The 20,914-nt window shown below is 54.8% G+C and carries 17 protein-coding genes; 9 read left to right on the top strand and 8 right to left on the bottom strand.

The features are described 5' to 3' along the window. Positions 1 to 368: 368 nt before the first annotated feature. The 4 genes from ACMGG1_RS14230 to ebgR form a co-directional block, all read right to left on the bottom strand. Entirely contained in the window at positions 369 to 1,859 is a 1,491-nt protein-coding gene (locus ACMGG1_RS14230; protein WP_128864275.1) for an amino acid permease, read from the bottom strand. A 252-nt stretch (positions 1,860 to 2,111) separates the two neighbouring features. After that, positions 2,112 to 2,564, bottom strand: coding sequence for a beta-galactosidase subunit beta (locus ACMGG1_RS14235; RefSeq protein WP_116690717.1), 453 nt, complete (start codon positions 2,562 to 2,564; stop codon positions 2,112 to 2,114). Next, complete coding sequence (ebgA, locus tag ACMGG1_RS14240) at positions 2,561 to 5,656, bottom strand: beta-galactosidase subunit alpha (RefSeq protein WP_414160771.1); 3,096 nt, start codon at positions 5,654 to 5,656, stop codon at positions 2,561 to 2,563. Before ebgA ends, ACMGG1_RS14235 begins: the two co-directional genes overlap by 4 nt. Before the next feature lie 187 nt (positions 5,657 to 5,843). Then, positions 5,844 to 6,824 (bottom strand): transcriptional regulator EbgR, encoded by a 981-nt coding sequence (gene ebgR, locus ACMGG1_RS14245; RefSeq protein ID WP_142815408.1) that lies wholly within the window; start codon positions 6,822 to 6,824, stop codon positions 5,844 to 5,846. A gap of 382 nt (positions 6,825 to 7,206) precedes the next feature. Between ebgR and ygjJ the strand changes: the two genes are divergently transcribed. Further along, positions 7,207 to 8,274, top strand: coding sequence for a protein YgjJ (gene ygjJ / locus ACMGG1_RS14250; RefSeq protein WP_414160772.1), 1,068 nt, complete (start codon positions 7,207 to 7,209; stop codon positions 8,272 to 8,274). Between the two features lie 18 nt (positions 8,275 to 8,292). After that, the gene (gene ygjK / locus ACMGG1_RS14255) at positions 8,293 to 10,671 is read left to right on the top strand and encodes an alpha-glucosidase (protein WP_414160773.1); all 2,379 of its coding nucleotides are present in this window, start codon (positions 8,293 to 8,295) and stop codon (positions 10,669 to 10,671) included. A gap of 49 nt (positions 10,672 to 10,720) precedes the next feature. Here ygjK and ACMGG1_RS14260 read toward each other — a convergent pair whose 3' ends face one another. Both ACMGG1_RS14260 and ACMGG1_RS14265 read right to left on the bottom strand, forming a co-directional pair. Beyond that, positions 10,721 to 11,146 (bottom strand): universal stress protein, encoded by a 426-nt coding sequence (locus ACMGG1_RS14260; protein ID WP_046373839.1) that lies wholly within the window; start codon positions 11,144 to 11,146, stop codon positions 10,721 to 10,723. 171 nt (positions 11,147 to 11,317) lie between these two features. Beyond that, the gene (locus tag ACMGG1_RS14265; protein ID WP_400825543.1) at positions 11,318 to 12,715 is read right to left on the bottom strand and encodes a cytochrome-c peroxidase; all 1,398 of its coding nucleotides are present in this window, start codon (positions 12,713 to 12,715) and stop codon (positions 11,318 to 11,320) included. 480 nt (positions 12,716 to 13,195) lie between these two features. Here ACMGG1_RS14265 and ACMGG1_RS14270 point away from each other — a divergent pair, with 480 nt between their 5' ends. Together ACMGG1_RS14270 and ACMGG1_RS14275 are read left to right on the top strand one after the other, a co-directional pair. Beyond that, on the top strand, positions 13,196 to 13,462 hold the full coding sequence (locus tag ACMGG1_RS14270) for a DUF2024 family protein (RefSeq protein ID WP_020826410.1): 267 nt from the start codon (positions 13,196 to 13,198) through the stop codon (positions 13,460 to 13,462). After that, positions 13,459 to 13,713: a Rho-binding antiterminator gene (locus ACMGG1_RS14275; RefSeq protein ID WP_020826409.1), complete on the top strand. Its 255-nt coding sequence runs from the start codon at positions 13,459 to 13,461 to the stop codon at positions 13,711 to 13,713. The genes ACMGG1_RS14270 and ACMGG1_RS14275 overlap by 4 nt, the downstream gene beginning before the upstream one ends. A gap of 30 nt (positions 13,714 to 13,743) precedes the next feature. Here the strand turns inward: ACMGG1_RS14275 and ACMGG1_RS14280 are convergent, their stop codons facing one another. Continuing rightward, positions 13,744 to 14,262: a hypothetical protein gene (locus ACMGG1_RS14280; protein WP_116690723.1), complete on the bottom strand. Its 519-nt coding sequence runs from the start codon at positions 14,260 to 14,262 to the stop codon at positions 13,744 to 13,746. 117 nt (positions 14,263 to 14,379) lie between these two features. Next, on the bottom strand, positions 14,380 to 15,201 hold the full coding sequence (locus ACMGG1_RS14285; protein ID WP_414160774.1) for a carbon-nitrogen hydrolase family protein: 822 nt from the start codon (positions 15,199 to 15,201) through the stop codon (positions 14,380 to 14,382). A gap of 86 nt (positions 15,202 to 15,287) precedes the next feature. On the opposite strand from ACMGG1_RS14285, the gene ACMGG1_RS14290 reads away from it, so the two are divergent. The 5 genes from ACMGG1_RS14290 to ACMGG1_RS14310 all read left to right on the top strand — a co-directional run bounded on the left by ACMGG1_RS14290 (position 15,288) and on the right by ACMGG1_RS14310 (position 20,913). Further along, positions 15,288 to 16,067: a response regulator transcription factor gene (locus ACMGG1_RS14290; protein WP_414160775.1), complete on the top strand. Its 780-nt coding sequence runs from the start codon at positions 15,288 to 15,290 to the stop codon at positions 16,065 to 16,067. A gap of 130 nt (positions 16,068 to 16,197) precedes the next feature. Then, on the top strand, positions 16,198 to 17,013 hold the full coding sequence (metQ, locus tag ACMGG1_RS14295; protein WP_046373843.1) for a methionine ABC transporter substrate-binding lipoprotein MetQ: 816 nt from the start codon (positions 16,198 to 16,200) through the stop codon (positions 17,011 to 17,013). A gap of 191 nt (positions 17,014 to 17,204) precedes the next feature. Beyond that, a complete protein-coding gene (locus tag ACMGG1_RS14300) occupies positions 17,205 to 18,239 on the top strand; it encodes a TAXI family TRAP transporter solute-binding subunit (protein ID WP_116690726.1) in 1,035 nt (344 codons plus the stop codon). 9 nt (positions 18,240 to 18,248) lie between these two features. Then, entirely contained in the window at positions 18,249 to 20,207 is a 1,959-nt protein-coding gene (locus tag ACMGG1_RS14305; protein ID WP_409325092.1) for a TRAP transporter permease, read from the top strand. Next, complete coding sequence (locus ACMGG1_RS14310) at positions 20,197 to 20,913, top strand: FadR/GntR family transcriptional regulator (RefSeq protein ID WP_414160776.1); 717 nt, start codon at positions 20,197 to 20,199, stop codon at positions 20,911 to 20,913. Before ACMGG1_RS14305 ends, ACMGG1_RS14310 begins: the two co-directional genes overlap by 11 nt. The last annotated feature ends 1 nt before the right edge of the window (position 20,914 follow it).

The following is a 20,914-nucleotide window of genomic DNA, read 5'->3' on the forward strand; positions in this document are numbered from 1 at the left end:
GGCTTTAGCGAAGATTTGGGAAGAGGATCGTAAGATGAATGAACCGGGTTTCAGCGTTAATTCTGTGATACCCATCAAATAATAAAGTCGGTTTTATCCTTCAAAAAGAGTCAAAAATAATCATTAGCCGAGACACAGCATTTTATTCTTATAATAATCTCAACAAAACAACCGGATAGAGTTTTCCGTGACGCAACCTAACATTTGTTGGGTTTACCGAACCTTACCCTTTTCTGATGGAGCTTGGGCAAGCCGTGTTGTCCCCGAAAAGAGATACCTTTCACATTTGTATTGAAATGAAGTCGCGTTCTGGAAACTTGGTGCCCCTCAGCGGATGCCGAGGGGACGTGGATAAATCACTAATGCGCTTACAAAGTGGTACAGCCCAGATCGCCACTTGCGGCCTTTTTACCCTCCTGCGACTCCAGCGCAATCCTTGCTAATGGCGTGTCCTCATCATAGCGGGCTTGGGCGCCCAGGCTCTTCGAATAGCGATTGTATTTCCACCAGGCATAGCCGAGGAACACCACCAGCCCCCCTACATTATAAAACACAATGGTCATGATACTGGCGCCGGTCGGGAAGGTTGACGCGATAAAGCCTACGGTGAAAATGACAATCAGCGTGCTGACAATCGCAATCCCCTGCAGCCGGGAGCCCATTTTAAAATCACGCTCCACGCGGTCGTACTTCAAACGCAGGTTCAGATAGGCCAGCATGATGAACAACGGCGGCAACATCGAAGCGGCGGCGGTCATGTTTATCAGCGTATTCATTAACTCCTGCACGCTGTCCGAACCCAACGTCGGGATCAGCATCAGCGGGATCACGATAAAGAACTGCAGCCAGGCGGCGCGGGTTGGCACGCCATGCTTATTCAACCGAATGGTCTTCTCGCCAAAGATGCCCTTGGGGATCTCGGTGAAGAAGATTTTGACCGGTGCGGCGGTCCACATCAGCAATGAGCCAAACATCGCGGTAAAGGAAACCAACCCCACGAAACGGTTCATCAGCACCGCAGGCAGGCCAAAGTGCGCCGACAGGCCTTCGAATACCTGCACCGTGCCACCGGTAAAGTGCAAATCGGCACGGCTAACGAACACGTTAAGCAGCAAGGACGCTACCGAATACAGCACGCCAATCACCAGCCCGGAAATGACAATCACCTTAACAAAAGAGCGGCTGCCGCCCTTGACGTCGTTGACGTACACCGCAACCGACTCTGCCCCGCCCGCGGCCTGAAAAATCCAGGCGGTAATGCCGAGGAAGGCCCAGCTAAAGCTTGGGGTCATGGCTTCTACGGTAATCGGGTTAGCCGGCTCTATACCGCCAATTACCGCTGCACCGGCCAGAATGATGTAGGAAAACGTCAGCAACAGCATCAACGATGAGGTCACAGAGGTCATCGGGCCCAGCAGTTTGGCACCGCTGTTTGAGATATAGGTCGAAAATGCGAACAGGAAAATACTGATGATCGCGGTAGTTAATGGCGTAAAGACGTAGTCATACCCCAAAAACGCGTAGGAGGCGTAAGCGATGACCCTCGGCAGCAGCGCGGTGAAGAAGAATAAATTCACGAACCAGTAGGTATAGGCGGTCATAAATGCCCAGCGTCCGCCTAACGCGCTTTTTACCCAAGCGTATACGCCCGCCTCGGAGTTTTTATTCAACGAGACGAACTCGGCAATGATCAGGCAGAAAGGAATAAAATAGATAATGGTCGCCACCAAAAATACCGGGGCGGATGCGATGCCAAGCTGGATATTATTATTTATCACATTATTGAAGCTGAACACTGCCGCGAACGTCATCGCCAGCAGGCCAAACTTGCCGATAGTATTTCTATTCGACACAGCCATAGACACTCTCCGAAATTTGTAGGGTACTTATACCCGTCATACTTCAAGCTACTTGGGTGTTGGCTGCACTATTCGGCCCATCCTTGGGCCTCACCCCTTACGGGGCCGCTGCAAGCAACGTTCAAATCTGCTCCCGGCAGATTTGCCACTCACCCCAGGATCGATCTTGAGTAAGCTCCTGGGGCTTCGCTCAGTTGCCGCCTACAAGCAACTCGAATTATTTGGGGTATATATTGGAATAAGAGATTGCCGCTATTTATTCATAAAATAGCTGTCTTCGACGGTCACTTTTAAAATGACTTTTTTTACCTGGTGACTCTCTTTGAATCGGTGCGCCTGATGGTTCTCAAAAATAACCACGTTGCCCTCGCCTACGCGGTGTATTTCCCCCTGCCCGTTGAAAATTTCGCGGTCGGTTTCATCCTGATAGGCCACTACCGAAGTCAGTTCGCTTTTATCAGCAACCTCAATGTTCTCCTGGCCGGCCAGGTAATAGTGCAGATCAAAATAGCGGCGATTCCCCTCCAATCCACCATGCTGCTGCCCAGGGCCGGACGCCAGTCGGTAGACCAGCGAGTCGCCGACAGAATGAAAGACATTCGGCTCGATATTATTAATATTATTGATGGCCTCCATGCAGCGTAGCCATTTTTTCCCTGAGCGGTAAATGCGCTGAAACTCCGCTAATGATTCGACAATAATCATGAGTTCGCCTTTTCTGACTGAGCGTTATTATTGACCGGCGCGTAATTAAACTCGGCCAGCTTCTCTGCCTGGGTTTCCTGCCGATTGAAAGGCACCAGCGTAAAGCCGTAGCTGAACGGCGACAGATAAACCCGATAAGAATCCAGCACCTCCGATCCCCAGGAGTTGGAACCAAGGCCCAGAATTTGATCGTCAAGGTTTAACGTCAGGTAATCACTTTCTTGCAGCTCGTTAATGTGCTGAGCCTGATGCAGCATGTCGGCGCTATAAGGCCACAGGCTGAAGTTGATCGGCCGTCGCGGCTGAATAAATATCCCTTTGCCTTCGCCATCCTGCAGGCTCAGCCAACGGACTTCTTGGCGGTTGCCGTTATCCTGCGGGAACGGGTAGTGTTCAAACAGCTCGCCCACCCGCTGCTGATAATGGCCGATCAGGTTGGCCTGGCAGCTGTCCTGATAGTTTTCACCCGGCCCACGGCCATAGTATTCCACCTGTTCAAAGCGGCGGCTGAGGCCGAAATCCAGCCCAATCTTCGGAATGACCTGTTGGAAGTCGCCATAAGGTGCACCCGACAGATCCAGGCTGATATGCCCCTGCGGCGATATCTGCCAGCGGTAACGGCAGCGCATGCCGAAATCGAACACCGGCGGTGCAATCAGGGTGCAAACCTCAATCACCAGGTCGTCGCCCTGACGCTCCCAGTGCAGACTGCGGAAGTGATGCTGCATAATCTGCAGGTGATGCGGATGCCAAATCCCTTCGTACTCTTGCTTATGGTTGTCGATCACCGGTTTGAAGAAGGAAAGGTGTGGCGCACGCCCCACCACTTCGTCCCCCGCCACCTGCCAAGAGATCAGTTCACCGCTCAGACGTGAGAAGGCCAGGCTGAAATTGTCGCCGCTGACCACCAACCGGTGGTTTTCTTCATGGCATTGCAGCGACGAAGCGCGTTTATCTCCCGGCGGCGCAATGAGTAGCGGCGCAGCGGGTTGCAACAGATGCTGATACTGCCCAAGCAAATCACCACTTTCGCTGTAACGGGTGGCGCTGTCCTTATACACGGCAACATCAATAAAGGTTTCTTGCGTGCCCAGCGCCAACTCAGGAAAATGCAGTTCTTCAGACTCGCCCGGCTGCAGGTGCGGCAGTTTGATGTCATAGCTGGCCAGTTGACGCCCCCCGGCCTTCACGCTGACGACCAGCGTAATATCGGCCAGCGAACTGAACCAATAGCGGTTTTTAACTCGCAGCACCGGCGTCCTCTCGCCTGCGCCGCTGACCTCTACCGGACACAGCACCTGCTTATATTCACGCAGGCCAGGACCGGGGCGCTGATCCGGGTAGATCAGACCATCCATGCAGAAGTTATAGTTATTCGGGTAATCGCCGTAATCACCGCCGTACTGATAGCGTTCGCGTCCCTGCGCGTCATGGCTGAGCAAACCGTGATCGCACCACTCCCAGATGTAATGCCCCTGAAGGCTGGCATGGCGGTTAAACACCGACTGATATTCGAACAGGCCTCCCGGCCCATTGCCCATGGCATGGGCGTATTCACACAAAATTCGCGGCTTGGCATGGGGATACTCGCCAAAGGCATTCATCATCGCCACGCGCGAATACATGGTGCTGATCACATCGACCACTTCCGCATCGCGGTCTTCTTCGTAATGCACCAGGCGAGTGGGATCCAGCGCCTTGCAGCGTTTAGCCATGGCGCGGATGTTGCAGCCATAACCGGACTCGTTGCCCAGGGACCAGATAATGATTGAGGGATGATTTTTCTGCGCCATCACATGGCGCTCAATGCGCTCGACGTAGGCATTTTCCCAGCGAGGATCGTCGGTGATGCGGCTAATATCGCCAACGTTAGCGAAACCGTGGCTTTCCAGGTCGGTTTCCGCCATCACAAACAGGCCGTAGATATCACACAATTCGTAAAAGCGCGGATCGTTCGGGTAGTGGGCGGTTCGCACCGAGTTGATGTTGTGTTGCTTCATCAACACGATGTCGCGCTCAACCCGCGCCATGTCCACCGCGCGCCCTTTGCGATGATCGTGATCGTGGCGGTTCACGCCATGCAGCTTTAAATAGCGTCCGTTGACATAAAATAGCCCCTCACGCACGCCGATCTCACGGAACCCGACGCGCTGCGGCACCACCGACACCAGATTACCGGCGTGGTCATACAGGCTAAGCAGCAATTGATACAGATAAGGGTTTTCTGCATTCCACTGCTGCGGCTGGCTGACCGGGATCTCGAATCGGCAGCGGGCACTGGCCCCGATACTGAGCTCATTTTCCCAGCGTTCGGCGACGCAGGCTTCACCGTCAAAAAGCTGAGCCTGCAGGCGATAACCGCTTGCCACGGACGGGTTCAGGTTGCCAAGCTCGACATCCAGTGCCAGCACTGCGTCGCAATACTGTTCATCGAAACGCGTGACCAGCGTGAGATCATGAATATGGGTGCGTTGTTGACCGATCAGGTAAACGTCGCGGAAGATGCCGGCCATCCACCACATGTCCTGATCTTCAATATACGTCGAGTCAGCCCACTGCATGACGCGAACGGACAGCAGGTTTTCGCCCGCTTTCACATAGTTGCTAAGATCAAACTCGGCGGACAAACGGCTGCCTTTGCTGAAACCGACGTAGCGGCCGTTGAGATACACCTCAAAGTAGGTTTCCACGCCGTCAAACTTGATGATGACCTGCTGGTTTTCCCAGTCGCCGTCCAGCGTAAACTGGCGTTGATAGGCACCGGTCGGATTGTTGGTCGGCACGTAAGGCACGTCGATCGGGAAGGGATAGCCCTCATCGGTATACTGCAATTGGCCGTGACCTTCCATCTGCCACATGCCCGGCACGGTGATGTCGCCCCAGTCCGCCATCAGTTGGCTATAGAACGCCGCCGGCACCCGATCAGGGTGTTCGAAGTAACGAAACTGCCAACGGCCGCTCAGCAGTTGAAATGCCGCACTGGCGTTGCGATCGAAGCTTAATGCCTGCGTGGCATTACGATAGCTGAAGAAGCTCGCTCGCGGCGGTAAGCGATTCTCTGACTGTTTTTCTATGTTTTCCCAATTATTCACGTCACGTCTCCCGACAACTTTCAATGGGAGAACGATAGTAAATATTTAGTAAAAACTACAGATCATATTTACCTAATGACGACGGGATCACAATAAATATGAAATGTCTTTTTTAATCATGACGTTAATTTTTGGCCGTTCGGCCTCCCTGTGCTGCCGCAATCGGCATAGGGCACAGGGGACCTTTTCAGGCAACGGTGGTATCGCGTAACTGAAGCGAACTGGGAACAAAGATCGATAATGGAATGGTCCGTTCGTCACGAATACGCTCAGTCAACAGATTAACGGCCTGAGCGCCCATGGTTTCGGAGGGTATGCGAACGGTTGATAATGCGGGGAAAATAAAGCGTGCTGTGGGGATATCGTTCACGCTGATCAGCGCAATCTGGCCAGGAACCTGAACCGAATGCTCGTGCAAGGCACGCAGTACCCCGATGGCGATAGAGTCGGTCGCGACCAACAGAGCTGGCGGATAACCGCCCTTCTTCTCCAGCATTTGCCTGGCACACTGGTAGCCCGCCTGGCTGCTGAAGTCGCCGGTGTAAATATCCTGCGGCCGCACCACGTTTTTCAAGCGGCCGTATTCCACAAAGGCTTGCTCACGCTGATCGGCCAGCGCCGGATCGTCACGTCCGCCGATAAACCCAATGCGCGAGTAACCGCATTCGAGGAAATAGTCGATCACCTTCTGGCTGATCTTGGTCAGATCGACATTGACACAGTCGAACTGCGGATCGTCGATGACACCGTCCACGAACACCACCGGCACTCGCTGCTGGCTTAGCTGTTCGTAAAGCGCAGGCTGCGGCCGGCCAATGACCAGCAGCGCGTCAGCCGCAGGCAAGGGTTTTTCACCGTTGAAGTCGTAGCAGGCCACCAGCGAAACATCCAACTTTTCGCATTGAGTTTCAATGCCATAGCGCATCGCCAAATAGTAGGGATCGTTAATCTCTATGGCTTGTTTATAGGTGAAAAGCGCGGCGAAAGTCAGCCGATGCCCGCTGTGACGTTTTGAGGGCTGGACTTTGTATTCGAGACGCTCCGCCGCTTCCAGGATTTTTTGCCGGGTTTGCGCCTTCACGCTCAGCGTGGGGTCGTCATTCAGCACCCGCGAAACGGTAGCGACAGACACGTTTGCAGCTTCTGCGATTTCTTTCAGTGTGGCCATAGAGTCTCAACGAATAGACAAAAACGCTAGCTTACCGGGACAGCTCAACGAGGTATACGCCTCGATACTCTCCCCCCTTTAAACCGCCAGAAACGTCCTTTTACCTCCAGCGCGGCGGTAGCTGGTGCTATGCGTAGCTCTGCGGTTCGCAACGCCCGTAGCGAAGATACCCATTTCACCCTTTGTGATCAAGTTAACGATTTACTGATTTTGCGATACTTTTTACTAAAACATTTACTAATATATTCTCCGTTTACCGCCGCTATGCGACGGTATTTTTATCTCCTCCCAGGGAATGGGGCCGGCCCACATGGCGTTAACGGTTCGAGTTGGCGGGTCCCCCCGCAGGCTCGCCATTGACCCAAACCCAATGCGTGTCCAGATGAAAATTAAATCCAATAATAAAATATTGCCCACGTTACTGCTGATATTGCCGCTGCCGCTGTTAGCTCAGGAATCCGTGGTGCCGGCGGAACATAACGTTCGGCCGCCCCCCGAAATGACAAATATCGGCCCGACCGCCCTGCGCTTTTACGGCGAGTTGGGTATCGGCGGCAGCGTCTATTTAAACGGGGAGCACCAACACAAATACAGCGATGGCACCTATATCGAAGGCGGACTGGAGATCAAGCACGGCCACTGGTTCGGCCTGCTCTACGGCGAAGGCTGGACGGTACAGGCCGACCATCAGGGTAATGCCTGGACGCCGGACCACAGTTGGGGCGGGTTTGAGGGCGGCATCAACCGCTTTTACGCTGGATACCGCACCGATGACGGTACCGAAATGATGCTTAGCCTGCGTAATGATTCTTCGCTGGACGATTTGCAATGGTGGGCAGACTTTACCCCGGAATACGGTTATGTGATCCCCAATACCCGCGATCTCACCTATGCAGCCAAGCTGCAGAACCTGACCGGTAAATTCCGCTACAGCCTGACTGCCGCGCCAGAAAGCCGCATCGACGAGAGCAAGGCACTGTTGCACTTTGGCAAATATGACCGCTATTCGGATAAGTACCGCTACCGGGCTATGGTCAACGGCTATACGCAATACGATCTGCAGGAAGGTCTGACGTTGTTAAACGGTCTGGAAATCACCGACGGCATGGGGCAACTCTATTTGCTGGGGCTGAAAGGGAAAAATTTGGCTGGCCGGGTCTGGCAGCACACCGGCAAGGGGGACGGCAATCACCCGGGCTCGGAGTCGGGCCTGATGCTGAGCGCCATGGTTGAGGCCGCCAAGGGACTGTATTTCTCGACGGCCTACAGCTACGCCCGCCACCGGCTGGACAATGCGCCGGACACCGCGACCTCTTACGCGCAGGCCGGTATCTGGTACGAATATGCCGGCGGCAGGCTGGCCACCGCGTTGGACAGCAAATTTTATATGACCAACGACAGCACCGACGCCAGCAACTCGGTGTTTCTGATGCAGTATTTTTATTGGTAACGCATAAAGGCAAACATAATGAAGATGATTAATAAACTGCCGTCTCTGGCCCTGGTTATCTCCGCGGCCCTGACGATACCAGGCTGCATCTCTCACCCGGGTAACGAAAGCCCCCTGCGGGCGGAAGCCTATAAAAACGTGATTAATCGCAGCGGTGCCCCATACTATATGCTCGATTACGATTTCGATGAACACCAACGCTTTAATCCGTTTTTTGATCTTGGCGCCTGGCATGGTCATTTACTGCCAAACGGCCCGGAAGGCATGGGCGGCTTCCCGGGTCCGGCGTTGCTCACCGAAGAATACATTAACTTTATGGCCAATAACTTCGACCGGCTCAGCCTGTATAAAAACGGGGAGAAAGTCCGCTTCAGCATGACCGCCTACAGCATCCCCGGCGCGCTGATCCAGCGGCTTACCGCCCCAGGGATCACGGTTAAACTGACGCTGCGATTCGCTACTGCCCGCACTTCACTGCTCGAAACCCAAATCACTAGCGATATGCCGCTGGAACTGGTGTGGGATGGCGAACTGTTGGAAAAATACTATGCCAAACAACAAAAACCACAGTCCCCGCCAACCATCGAGCAGGCATTCCCCGACTATACGCGGCAGCTGTTGCCGACCAGGGACGGCCTGCGGGTTACCTTCGGCAGGGTGCGCGCGGCTTCACAACTGATGACCTCCGGCGAGTCCGAATACCAAATTCATAAATCGCTGCCGCAGCAAACGACGGTCAATGGCCATAGGTTTATCGCCAAAGCCACGATTTCCGGCTCCACCACCTTCTATACCACCTACTCTCACCTGCTCACCGCCGCCGAAGTCCAGCAGGAACAAAGCAAGATTGCTTCGATCCTCGCCGATCCCCAGCGCTACATGAGCGCATCGGCGCAGCGTTGGGAAAATTATCTCGACCAGGGACTGTCGAATCCGCATGCCACCCAGGCGCAGGAACGCGTGGCGGTTAAAGCGATAGAAACCTTAAACGCCAACTGGCGCGGGGCCGCCGGTGCGATGAAATTTGATTCGGTGACGCCTTCTGTCACCGGGCGTTGGTTTTCCGGCAACCAGACCTGGCCCTGGGATACCTGGAAGCAGGCGTACGCAATGGCGCATTTTAATCCTAACGTCGCCAAGGATAATATCCGTGCGGTGTTCGCTTTCCAGATCCAGCCAGACGACCCGCTGCGCCCGTGGGATGCCGGCTTTATTCCCGATTTGATCGCCTATAACCCCAGCCCGGAACGCGGCGGCGATGGCAGCAACTGGAATGAACGCAATACCAAACCCAGCCTGGCGGCCTGGGCGGTGATGGAGGTGTACAACACCACCGGCGATAAACAGTGGCTGGCCGAGATGTATCCGAAGCTGGTCGCCTATCACGACTGGTGGTTGCGCAACCGGGACCATAACGGCAACGGGGTGCCAGAGTATGGCGCCACGCGCGACAAGGCACACAACACGCCGGACGGTCAGATGCTGTTTACCGTTAAACGCGGGCAGCATCAGCAAAAGCTTGCCGGGTTGAACAACTATAATCGGGTGGTACGTTCCGGGCGTTTCGACAGTATTGAAATCCCGGCTCAGGTCGCCGCGTCCTGGGAGTCGGGCCGTGACGACGCCGCCGCCTTTGGCTTTATCGACCCGGATCAGTTGGCCCGTTACCTGGCGCAGGGCGGTAAACGGCAGGACTGGCAGGTGAAGTTTGCTGAAAATCGTGCGGCGGACGGTACTCTGCTCGGCTATTCGTTGCTGCAGGAATCTGTCGATCAGGCCAGCTACATGTACAGCGACAACAGATACCTGGCCGAGATGGCCGATATTCTGGGCCACAATGCCGAGGCCGCTACCTTCCGCAGCAAGGCCGATAAACTGGCGAATTACATTAATAACTGCATGTTCGATAGCACCAGCGGTTTCTTCTACGACATCCGCATCGAGGATAAACCGCTGCCCAATGGCTGCGCCGGTTACCCCATCGTAGAGCGAGGTAAAGGGCCTGAAGGTTGGTCTCCACTATTTAATGGCGCCGCCAGCCAACAACATGCCGACGCAGTGGTTAAAGTGATGAAGGATCCGCGTGAATTCAACACCTACGTCCCTCTCGGTACGGCAGCGCTGACCAATCCGGCGTTCGGTGCCGATATTTACTGGCGGGGGCGGGTCTGGGTAGATCAGTTGTATTTCGGGCTTAAAGGCATGGAGAGCTACGGCTATCGCGCCGACGCTGTCGCCATGGCCCAGGCTTTCTTCAACCATGCCGACGGGCTGATGACCGACGGTCCCATCCGCGAGAACTACAACCCGCTGACCGGCATGCAACAGGGCGCGCCGAATTTCTCCTGGAGCGCGGCGCACCTTTACATGTTGTATAACGACTTTTTCACCCGCTAATCTGTCCGTCACCCTGCCAGAGTGAATACTGGCAGGGTTAATCAACTGGCTACTGTTTGATCGGGATGACCAGTACGTCGACATTCAATTGGTTGATGGCATGTTGGGTTGAGGAAAACAGCTTGTTCCACAGGTCATGGTGATGGCCAAAAACCACCAGGTCGACACTTTTATCCACCACGGCATTCTTCAACTCTTCGATAAAATCACCGTGTCCGATGATCACCTCATTGATCGGGTAATTCACATTCTGGGTCAGCGGCTCCAGCTCTTTCTTGATCTTCTCTTCAAAAGGTACGCCGTCGTAGCTTCGCTCAGAAAAACCAATCGCCGCATGGTAGGTATCGTAGTGGATATCCACGTAGATCAGAGAGAGCCTGGCCTGCAGCGCCGCGGCCAATCTCGCGCTTTTTTCCACCAGCCGTTTTCCGTCATCACTCAGGTCGGTGGCAATCATAATATGTTGATAGCACATAGCGCCTCCTGTCATTGATTCATAGAGACCCCGGTTTGCACGGCAACATTTCTGTTGTCTCGTTATGGATAATTTTAGTTCAGAAACCGGAGGGACGAACGGGCATCTTGCCGTTGGAACAGCCCCGTTACCGGGGCTGGAGATACCATGATGACGCGGGCCGTCAGCGCGTTATTTCTGGCTTTGGGGGTAAGGGGTATATACGCCCGTCAGGCTCTCGAGGAAGGTAACAATATCATCGACATCCTGCTGCGGCAGTTCGGTACCCACCTGATAGCGCAGCATCAGTTTGACCGCCTCATCCAGCGTGGCGACATCCCCGCGATGGAAGTAAGGCGCCGTCAGTGCCACATTGCGCAGGCCGGGCACCTTCTGCCGTAGCCTGTCGCGCGCTTCGCTGGTGACGTTCATCCGCCCGATATCCGCGGCGGTAATTTCCCCAAAATTGAAGTCGCGTTTCAGCCCCAAAGGCTCGAAGGAACGCCCACCAAGAATGGTTCCCCCGTGGCAAGTGGCGCATTTGTTGTCCTTAAACAGTTGATAACCGTGTTTCTGCTGCATCGTCATGGCATTGTCATCGCCGCGCAGCCAGTTATCGAAAGGTGAGTCCGGCGTGATTAAGGTTTTTTCAAATTCGGCGATGGCATCCGTAATGGTCTCGCCGCTGAGGCCCTGCGGGTAGGCGGCGACAAAATCACGGGTTAGTACCGGATCCTTGTCCAGCTTGCCGATGATCTCCTCCCAGGATTTGGAAGCCATTTCGATAGGGTTGAGCGGCGGTCCACCGGCCTGTACCTGCAGCGTTGGCGCACGGCCATCCCAGAACTGCTCGCTGTTGAACACGGAGTTGAATACCGTTGGCGCATTTATCGGCCCTACCGCGCCGCCAACGCCAATCGACGTTTTTCTGCCGTCTACGCCTCCGGTATTGAGCGAATGGCAGTGGGCACAAGAGAGAGTGCTGTCTCCGGAAAGGCGCGGGTCGTGATACAGTCGGAAACCCAGCGCCACTTTCTGTGCGTCGACAGGCAATGCCTTGGGGATCGGCTGAATCGGCTCATTACGGTGTTCCGCGGCAGCCTCGTTACTGGCGTAGTAACGCGCGCGCTGCTGCGCTATCCAGCCAAGCAAGGTCTCGCGCTCTTGCTCATCCACCTGCCCCGCCCAGTGCAAGGCGACATACCGTGTCGGCGGCATGGTCTTATGCTGCATTACCCATTCAATCTTGTTCAGATCGCTTTGTGATACCGCTTTATCTTCGATCAGGCTGGCACGTACAGGTTCCAGGTTAAAAGACTGATACCCGAGGCGGATATCGTATTCCATCAGCTGTTTGGCAATGGGAAATGAGGCATAGAAGGGAAGATCGGCAGAAGGTGTATGGCAATAATCGCAGCCCTTTTCTCTCAGCAATCCGAGAATCTGGTTATTCTTCTCCAGCGCAGATCGCGGTGCCTGACTGTACACCGTACGCTGAGTATCGTGATACCAAACATAGCCCGAAAGCCCCAGATAACATAAGACAATGCCGGTAAGGGACATCGCCGCAATACGGGTGACCTTTTTCATTTTCAATCCTTATAAGGTATTGCCCATCCAATAGACAGTCGCCCGGTAATAGTAGAGAGGAAGATGCGCTGCATAATTGATAACAATCAATGAATAACCCAGCCTGCGCCTATAGCTGTAATAGTGTTTGCCTATCAGCGTGCCGATATAAAATCGGCGGCTAATTTCTTGAAGCATCCCGGCATTGAAATATCCCCAGGATTTCAAACGCCCCTTTATTTTCCAAACCCGGATAGTGCTTTGATTTTATAAAAAATTAATTCGGTAAACGTGACGCCAGAAATAAATCACCGGCTCTGCCCGCTCATTTTCATATTGAAACGCTTCTTTAGGGTTTATGCCCCTTTCCTTGTGCTCTGCTCTCAACCGGTCATTTTGGTTAAAAGCGCCGTTGACAGGATTTTCATCAAATGCGAGGATTATGGTATCGAATCGATACCAATATCACATTCAGATAAACAAGCAAAAGGATAAATAACTATGTATATCAATGTTTTTGACACTCATGTACATACCAGGGATGGTCGCTATCTGCATTTCGACGTGTTCACCGACAGCAACGATCTGGCTCAGGCAAGACACTATGCGCAACAGTTCCTCAAACAGAACAACATTGAGGAGGACAATATCAGCCAAAGCAGCTGTGCATTCTGCCACAGCGAGTCCTCCAGCCCTGAGGTGGAGCAGGCTATTGGCCAAACGGGCTATTACATTTTTAAAATGCAGGGTTGCCAGGGGATGTCATGACAGCTTACCGGCCGATAGACTGCGAATTGCATGATTATTTGGAAATTGCCTGCCTCTACGGTTACCGGCTGAACGTTGAATTGGTTAACGGGCAGTGTTTCCAGGCAACGGCGTTAACCACCCAGACGCTGGAGAATGAGGGAGAGTTTATTTATTTCGATAATCAACGGGTTTGCCGCCTGGATCAGCTTTCGGCCATTACCCCGCAAGGGAGTCATGCCCTCTTCGGTCGCATCGCGCTGACGCAATGAGGGCAGGACAAGATAAGCCGATGGCAGGGGTCACCGCACGCGCTGGGCTTCGAACCACACGTTGCACACCGACAGGATCAGCGTGTTGGCATCTTTTACCAGCACGTTATCCCCCGGTACGCCGTCGGTACCCTGATCGGTAATGCCTTTGATTGTGGTATCGGCATGCTGGATCATCACCCGTTCAACCGCTGGCGTGCTGATGCCCAGCATCGGGAAGTCGATATAAGAACTGCTGCCGGAGTTGTCCTCAACAAACTCCTGTGCTTCCACCGTGCTGAGGGTTGCCCCCTCGCTTTTCAACTCGGTACCGTTCCAGGTGAAACTCCCTGCTTTATAACCGATCTTGCCGCCGATCAGGCCTTTCGCCTGCTGTTCATCCCAGCAACCCACGGTTTGGGTCGGCAGGATCTTGCTGATATGCCAGTTGCCCAATAACGTTTTCGGGATCGGTTCCGCCACGCTCTCCGCCGCCTGAACCTGAGCCGCTGATACGCAAGTCAAAACCACCAATGGCAGCAACGCCTTGCGCCACATGTTAAATCGCATTGTCTTTTCCTTTGGCTATTCGCGCCCCGGTTGGGCTTTCCGTCATCATAATAAGCAGGCGGATCCCCCGTCAAAACAAACTGTATACCAGGGCACAAACAGGATACGCCAGGCCGATTACCCCAGTGGCCACCCCCGGCGCCCCTCTTCCCCTTCAACCCACTGCGCTTCTCGCGCTAACGGTAAGCGCCGATCGTCCAGATAACGGTAGTGGCGGCGAGCCTGCTCTAGCAGGGTAAAATCCAATGTGGCCGACAGCGCCCCTGCTTCGCGGCCCAATCCGGCGACTTCGCGCCCCAGCGGATCGACAATCAGGCTTTCGCCGGCAAACTGCAATCCATCACCCTCACCGCAGCGGTTGGTCATGGCGACAAACATCTGGTTATCCTGCGCGCGGGCCAGCGCGGCATTGCGGTGCACCGGGCCATAGGGATCCATATTGCCATTCGTCACCAGCAGCAATTGGCAGCCCATAACGGCTAACGCCCGGGCATTTTCCGCGAACTCAAGATCGTAGCAAATCAGCAGCCCGATACGCGTTCCGCGCCAAACGCCGCACACTAACGTATCGCCGCGAAGAACGGTATTACGCTCATCCGGCCACAAATGGGTCTTGCGATAGTGCAGATAAATCCCCTGCTCCGGCGTGATCAGCACCGTACTGTTGAACACCCCCTTATCGGTGCGTTCAAGAAAGCCAATCACCAGCGCGACATCGTATTGGCGGCTGGCCTGAACCAGTTGCAACAACTCCGCGCCGTCGCTTTGCAGGGCATAATCGGTGTCACCCTGCGCCGCAGCGAAACCGGTGAGCTGGGTTTCCGGGAACAGGATAAGGTTGCCGCCCTTGGCGTAACGCTCAATGAATGCCAGGGCCTGCGCCAGGTTGTCGGCAACGCAGCCTTCACGACAGGACAATTGGGCCAGGGTTATTTCCATTTTATCCTCCACGCGGAACACAGTAATAATAATGGTAGTATGCCCGAAACAGCCGTTCTGGCTATTCCATAACAGGGGTAACATCAGTGGGTAACAGCAGCCTTATTTCTCCCGAGACGCTGGCCTGGCATCGGGCATTCGGCCAACTGGTCGATAACCTCGACGAGGCGGATTTCTGGCAGAGTTGTGCGCGCCTGTTGAAGGGGCATATCCCGTTGGAAAACTGGGTGGCGCTGCTGTTTTCTCCCCAGCATCCACCACAGATCCTGGCTGCCAGCGACGAAAGCGACGGCAGTGACGAAGCGCTGTTTCACGATTACCAGAAAGGCCTCTATCTGCTCGATCCTTTCTACCTGGACGCCTGGGCGCGCCAACGCACCGGGCTGTTGCGCCTGGATGACGTCGCACCCGCCAATTTTGCGGCGACGGAATACTATCAACACTATTTCAACCATAACGTCGGCGGCGATGAGGTGCATTTCAACCTGCTGGTGGAGCCGCAGCGCATGCTTTGCCTGTCGTTGGGCGCCTCGAGGCGCTACAGCGATCGTCACCTCGGCATTCTGGCTCTGGTCGAAAGTTGGCTACTGCCATTGATGCGTCAGCGGATGCGTTTCGAAAACGCCAGCGATGATGGCGACAGCAACTTCTCACTGTCGTCGTTGCCCGGCGGCGCGCAATTGACGGAACGGGAAAACCAGGTCAGCCAACTGATGCTGGCGGGCTGTTCTACCAAGGAGATCGCCCGCCGCCTGCAGATTTCTATCGAGACGGTACGAGCGCATAAAAAGCACCTGTATTCGAAACTGGGCATCAACACGCAGTCCGAACTGTTTGCGCTGTTTTGGCGCAGCCGCGGAGCCTGAAATCCCTCATAGCAAATCGCTATTAATCATAGAGAATCAGTATTTTATTTTAGCCAGCCGATTATCTAGAGTCAGTGCCACTCTTCAGCCTGCAATAACCAGCAGGCTATTTTGACAAGGACTCTGGGAAATGACATTTACGCTGAAAAAACTCGCCGCGGCGCTGGCGGTAACAAGCAGCCTGCTGCTGACTGCCTGTGGACCGACCGAACAAGACAACCACCACATCAAAGTCGGCATCAGCTCCGGCATCGATCAGGCTATGTGGGCAACCGTACAGAAAATCGCCAAACAGAAATACGATCTGGATGTGGAAGTGGTGACCTTCAATGATTACGTGTTGCCCAACGAAGCGCTGAATAATGGCGATCTCGACATCAACTCCTTCCAGCACAAGCCTTATCTGGAAAAACAGATCCAGGAGCGCGGCTACAAACTGGTGGCGGTAGGCAATACTTTCGTTTATCCCATCGCCGGTTATTCCAAAAAAATCACGTCGCTCAGCCAACTGCCTGACGGTGCCCAGGTTGCGGTGCCCAATGACCCGACCAACCTCGGCCGTTCGCTGCTGCTGTTGCAAAAACAGGGGCTGATTGTGCTGAAAGAGGGCGTCGGGCTGCTGCCTACCTCATTGGATATCGTCAGTAATCCGAAGAAATTGAAAATCGTCGAGATTGAAGCGCCTCAGTTGCCGCGTGCGTTAGACGACAAACAGATCGCCCTGGCGATCATCAACACCAACTACTCCAGCCAAATTGGTCTGTCGCCCGCCAAGAACGGGCTGTTTGTCGAAGACAAAGATTCGCCTTACGTCAATGTTTTCGCCACTCGGGTGGATAACCAAAACAACGAAAACGTGAAGGATCTGATCAAGGCCTATCAGACCGATGAAGTTGCCGCCAGCGCCGCCGAAATCTACAAGGGCGATGCCGTTAAAGGTTGGTAATCTGCATTTCCCCCGTGGCAACCGTCACGGGGTTATCCCATCCTTCCTCACATTTCCCGCCATTTTTTGAACGCTTTTCACCCACCTTGATCACAAATCAAACAATGCTTGTTAGGTGATAAAAGCTGCAATGTTGTATACAAGTTTGCGTAAATGTTTTCTATTTGTTTCAAAAACCTCGGGTGAAAATAATGAAAAATAGAAAAATCAAGCTGTTGCTGGCTGCGGGTGCTCTGGCTGCCGTCGCGGCGCTGGCGGTCGCCGGCAAGGTGGAGAATGCCGACAAGACCTTTCTTTCCGTAGCCACCGCCTCCACCGGCGGTACCTATTACCCGATGGGCGTCGGGCTGGCCAATGTCTGGAGCAACCGCCTGAAGCAGAACGGCATCCAGGTCAGCGGGCAATCCTCTGCGGGATCGATAGAGAATATCGATCTGCTGCAGAAAAACGAGGCGCAGCTGGCGATCCTGCAAAGCCTGATCGCCGTCGAAGCCTACCAGGGCGTACGCAATTTTGAAGGCCGCGCCTACGGCCATCTGCGTTCCATCTCGATGCTGTGGCCGAACGTAGAACACTTTGTGATGCTGGAAAACAAAGTCAAGGACGGCACCTTGAATGACATCGCCGGCAGCCGTTTCTCAGTTGGCCCACAGGCCAGCGGCACCGAGCAGTCCACGCTGATCATTTTGCAAGGGGTTAACCTGAGCAAGAAATCGCTGACGCCGGAATACCTGGGTTACGGCGACACCGTTTCAGCCATGCGCGACGGGCGACTCGACGGCGGTGCCCTGCCTGCCGGGGTACCGGCGGCAGCGGTAACCGACATGTTCGCCAGCGGCGTGCCCTCACGCATCCTCAACGTCACCGATGAACAGTTGGCCAACATCAACGCCATCGCCAATTCCTGGTTCCGTTTTGATATTAAAGCCGATACCTACCCACGGCAGAGTAAGGCGGTTTCCACTATCGCCCAGCCCAATATTTTGGTCGCGCTCAATGGCCTTGATGAAAAGCTGGTGTATGACCTGACCAAAACCCTGTTTGAAAACCTGCCGGAAGTGCATCAGGTCCACAGCGCCGCCAAATACATTTCGCTGGAGAATGCGCTGAAAGGCGTCTCTGTGCCGCTGCATATGGGCGCTTATAAATATTATCTCGAGGCCGGGGTCAGCGTGCCCGACTATCTGATCCCACCGGAAGCGGCAGCGCTTGCCGTCAATCGATAAGGAGGTCGTATGAGCACTAACAACCTGTCGCCGCAAAATGCCGTCGATCTGGATAAAGAAGCCGGGGCTGGTAGTCGCCCGCTAAGCGGTATCTATTTGCAGTTGGCCACGGTGCTGGCCATTGCGATTTCCGCTTACGCCATTTATGCCAATGCGCTGTCGAATACCCAGGAGTTTTACCGCAATACCACGTTTCTCAGCGGCATCTTAATCCTGGGCTTCATACTGTTTCCGGTATCACGCCGCCACGCCACCAGCAAATTCAACCGCTGGGACTACCTGTTCATTATCCTGACGCTGGTCAGCTACGGCTATTTCTACGCCAGCTATCTGGACTTGCACGTGGTGCGCAAAAGCATTCCCAATACCACCGACTACGTGATGGCGGTGATCGGCATCGGCGTGCTGTTTGAAGCCGCACGCCGCACCACGGGGTATTTCATTCCCGGGCTGGCGACCTTCGCTATCGTCTATGCACTGTTCGGCCAGTACTTTATGGGCATTTTCGGCCACGGCGGCTTCTCGTTCGAACGCCTGCTGTACCGGCTGTTTATGACCAGCGAAGGGATCTTCGGCATCACCCTGTCCACCGCCTCCACCGCTATCGTGGTATTTATCCTGTTTGGCGCGTTCCTCAGCGTCAGCGGGGCCACGGCATTGTTCAACGATTTGGCGCTGGCGATGGCCGGTCGGCGTCGCGGCGGCCCGGCGCAGGTCGCGGTGATCTCCTCGGCGCTGACCGGCTCCCTGAGCGGCAGCGCGGTGGCTAACGTCGCCACCACCGGCACCTTCACCATCCCGCTGATGAAAAGCATCGGCCTGTCGTCCCGCTTTGCCGGTGCGGTTGAAGCCACCGCCTCCACCGGCGGAATGATCATGCCGCCGATCATGGGCGCCGCCGCCTTTATCATGGCCGGCTTCCTCGGCATTTCGTATACCACCATCGTGATCGCCGCCATTATTCCCGCATTGCTCTATTACGCGGCGCTGATTATTGCCATCGATCTGGAGGCTAAAAAGCAGGGTCTGAAAGGCATCAGCAAAGAAAATATTCCCAAAGTGAAAGCGGTGCTGAAGGCGCGCGGCCTGCTGCTGCTGCCGTTGATCATCGTTATCGGCACCCTGTTGTTGGGCAAAACGCCGATCTATGCCGGGTTCCTCGGCATTCTTTCGATCATCCTCGCCAGTTGGCTCACCCCCGATACCACCGTACGCATGACGCCGAAAAAAATCGCTGAAGCACTGAACGAAGCGGCTCGCGGTTCTATTCAGGTGACGATAGCCTGCGCCGCCATCGGGGTAATCATCTGCGTGGTCACCATGACCGGTATCGGCTCCACGCTGGCGTTTAATATCGTCGCGATGACCAACAATACCCTGTGGATGATCCTGCTGGTGGTGATGCTGGTGTGTATCGTACTGAGTATGGGCCTGCCCTCTACCGCGCTGTACATCGTGGTGGCGGTCACCGTTTCGCCGATCCTGATCAAAGCCGGCGTGATGCCGCTGGCGGCGCACTTCTTTGTGTTCTGGTTTGGCGCCTTGTCCAACATCACGCCGCCGGTGGCGCTGGCCAGTTACACCGCCGCCAGCATCGCTCGCGCCGACCCGATGCAGACCTCATGGGATGCCGTACGCCTGGCGTTGCCGGGCTTTATCATCCCATTCATTCTGGTCTATAACCCGATGCTGCTGATGCAGGGCGACGACCTTAATGCGCTGTCGGTGATCCATATGGTGATCAGCGCATTGGTGGGGATTTATGCGCTGTCGATCGCCAGCGCCAATTTCTGGATGATGAAAACCCACTGGCTGGAGCGGATATTGTTTACCTTTGCGGCTATCCTGCTGATTAAACCGGGGCTGCTGACCGACTTGGGCGGCGCGGCGCTGATTGTTACTGCGGCGTCCATGCATCTGTTGCGTTTCAGGCGGAGTCATCCGCAGAGGGCTGTAAATGATCAATAAGGTTACGCGCCAGAAAGCTTCTCATCAGGTCCTGGCGCAGTTGAAGGAAGGCATCAGTAACGGCACCTTCCCCGTCGGGGAAAAACTGCCGTCAGAGAACCTGCTGGCGGAGGCCTTTGGCGTCAGCCGGGTGCCCGTGCGTGAGGCGCTCGGCATTCTGGAGGTCAGCGGCATCATCTCCTCGCGGCAGGGGGGCGGCCATCGGGTGGAACAACATTCCCTGCTGAGCAAATACCAGCCGCTGGTGTTGGAAATAGCCGATCCGGGTGAAGTGGAAGCACTGCTGGAAATGCGTGAGGTGATTGAGCAACAGGCGGCGAGTATGGCCGCCGAACGCCATACCGAGCAGGAACTGCGGGCGATTGAATTGGCCCTTAACCACTTTAAACACTGCACCCTCGACGAAGGTTTGATTGGTCATCGAGAGGATTACCTGTTCCACCGCGCCATTATGCAGGCCTCGCACAACCCGTTTTTCGTGCAGATCCTGGATAACATGCACGAATTGTATCTCGGCGTGCTGGTGTATTCACTCAGCAAGAACCTGGGCCGTCAGGCCGAACGCCAACGGGTGATCGACGAGCACCAACGGGTATTTATGGCAATCAAGGCTCGCGATCCGGCGGCAGCCACTGCCGCGATGCAAAACCATCTCAGCAACGTACGCGGCAAATTGCGCCGCCTGGACCATGAGGAGTTAGGATAAC

This window comes from Serratia sp. BNK-12 (assembly GCF_047456085.1).
Taxonomy (GTDB): domain Bacteria; phylum Pseudomonadota; class Gammaproteobacteria; order Enterobacterales; family Enterobacteriaceae; genus Serratia; species Serratia liquefaciens.

Bases quoted from the DNA above. Each gene is read 5' to 3' on its own strand.
- ACMGG1_RS14230 (WP_128864275.1), bottom strand. From the start codon at position 1,859: ATGGCTGTGTCGAATAGAAATACTATCGGCAAGTTTGGCCTGCTGGCG.
- ACMGG1_RS14235 (WP_116690717.1), bottom strand. From the start codon at position 2,564: ATGATTATTGTCGAATCATTAGCGGAGTTTCAGCGCATTTACCGCTCA.
- ebgR (WP_142815408.1), bottom strand. From the start codon at position 6,824: ATGGCCACACTGAAAGAAATCGCAGAAGCTGCAAACGTGTCTGTCGCT.
- ygjJ (WP_414160772.1), top strand. From the start codon at position 7,207: ATGAAAATTAAATCCAATAATAAAATATTGCCCACGTTACTGCTGATA.
- ygjK (WP_414160773.1), top strand. From the start codon at position 8,293: ATGAAGATGATTAATAAACTGCCGTCTCTGGCCCTGGTTATCTCCGCG.
- ACMGG1_RS14260 (WP_046373839.1), bottom strand. From the start codon at position 11,146: ATGTGCTATCAACATATTATGATTGCCACCGACCTGAGTGATGACGGA.
- ACMGG1_RS14265 (WP_400825543.1), bottom strand. From the start codon at position 12,715: ATGAAAAAGGTCACCCGTATTGCGGCGATGTCCCTTACCGGCATTGTC.
- ACMGG1_RS14270 (WP_020826410.1), top strand. From the start codon at position 13,196: ATGTATATCAATGTTTTTGACACTCATGTACATACCAGGGATGGTCGC.
- ACMGG1_RS14275 (WP_020826409.1), top strand. From the start codon at position 13,459: ATGACAGCTTACCGGCCGATAGACTGCGAATTGCATGATTATTTGGAA.
- ACMGG1_RS14280 (WP_116690723.1), bottom strand. From the start codon at position 14,262: ATGCGATTTAACATGTGGCGCAAGGCGTTGCTGCCATTGGTGGTTTTG.
- ACMGG1_RS14285 (WP_414160774.1), bottom strand. From the start codon at position 15,201: ATGGAAATAACCCTGGCCCAATTGTCCTGTCGTGAAGGCTGCGTTGCC.
- metQ (WP_046373843.1), top strand. From the start codon at position 16,198: ATGACATTTACGCTGAAAAAACTCGCCGCGGCGCTGGCGGTAACAAGC.
- ACMGG1_RS14300 (WP_116690726.1), top strand. From the start codon at position 17,205: ATGAAAAATAGAAAAATCAAGCTGTTGCTGGCTGCGGGTGCTCTGGCT.
- ACMGG1_RS14305 (WP_409325092.1), top strand. From the start codon at position 18,249: ATGAGCACTAACAACCTGTCGCCGCAAAATGCCGTCGATCTGGATAAA.
- ACMGG1_RS14310 (WP_414160776.1), top strand. From the start codon at position 20,197: ATGATCAATAAGGTTACGCGCCAGAAAGCTTCTCATCAGGTCCTGGCG.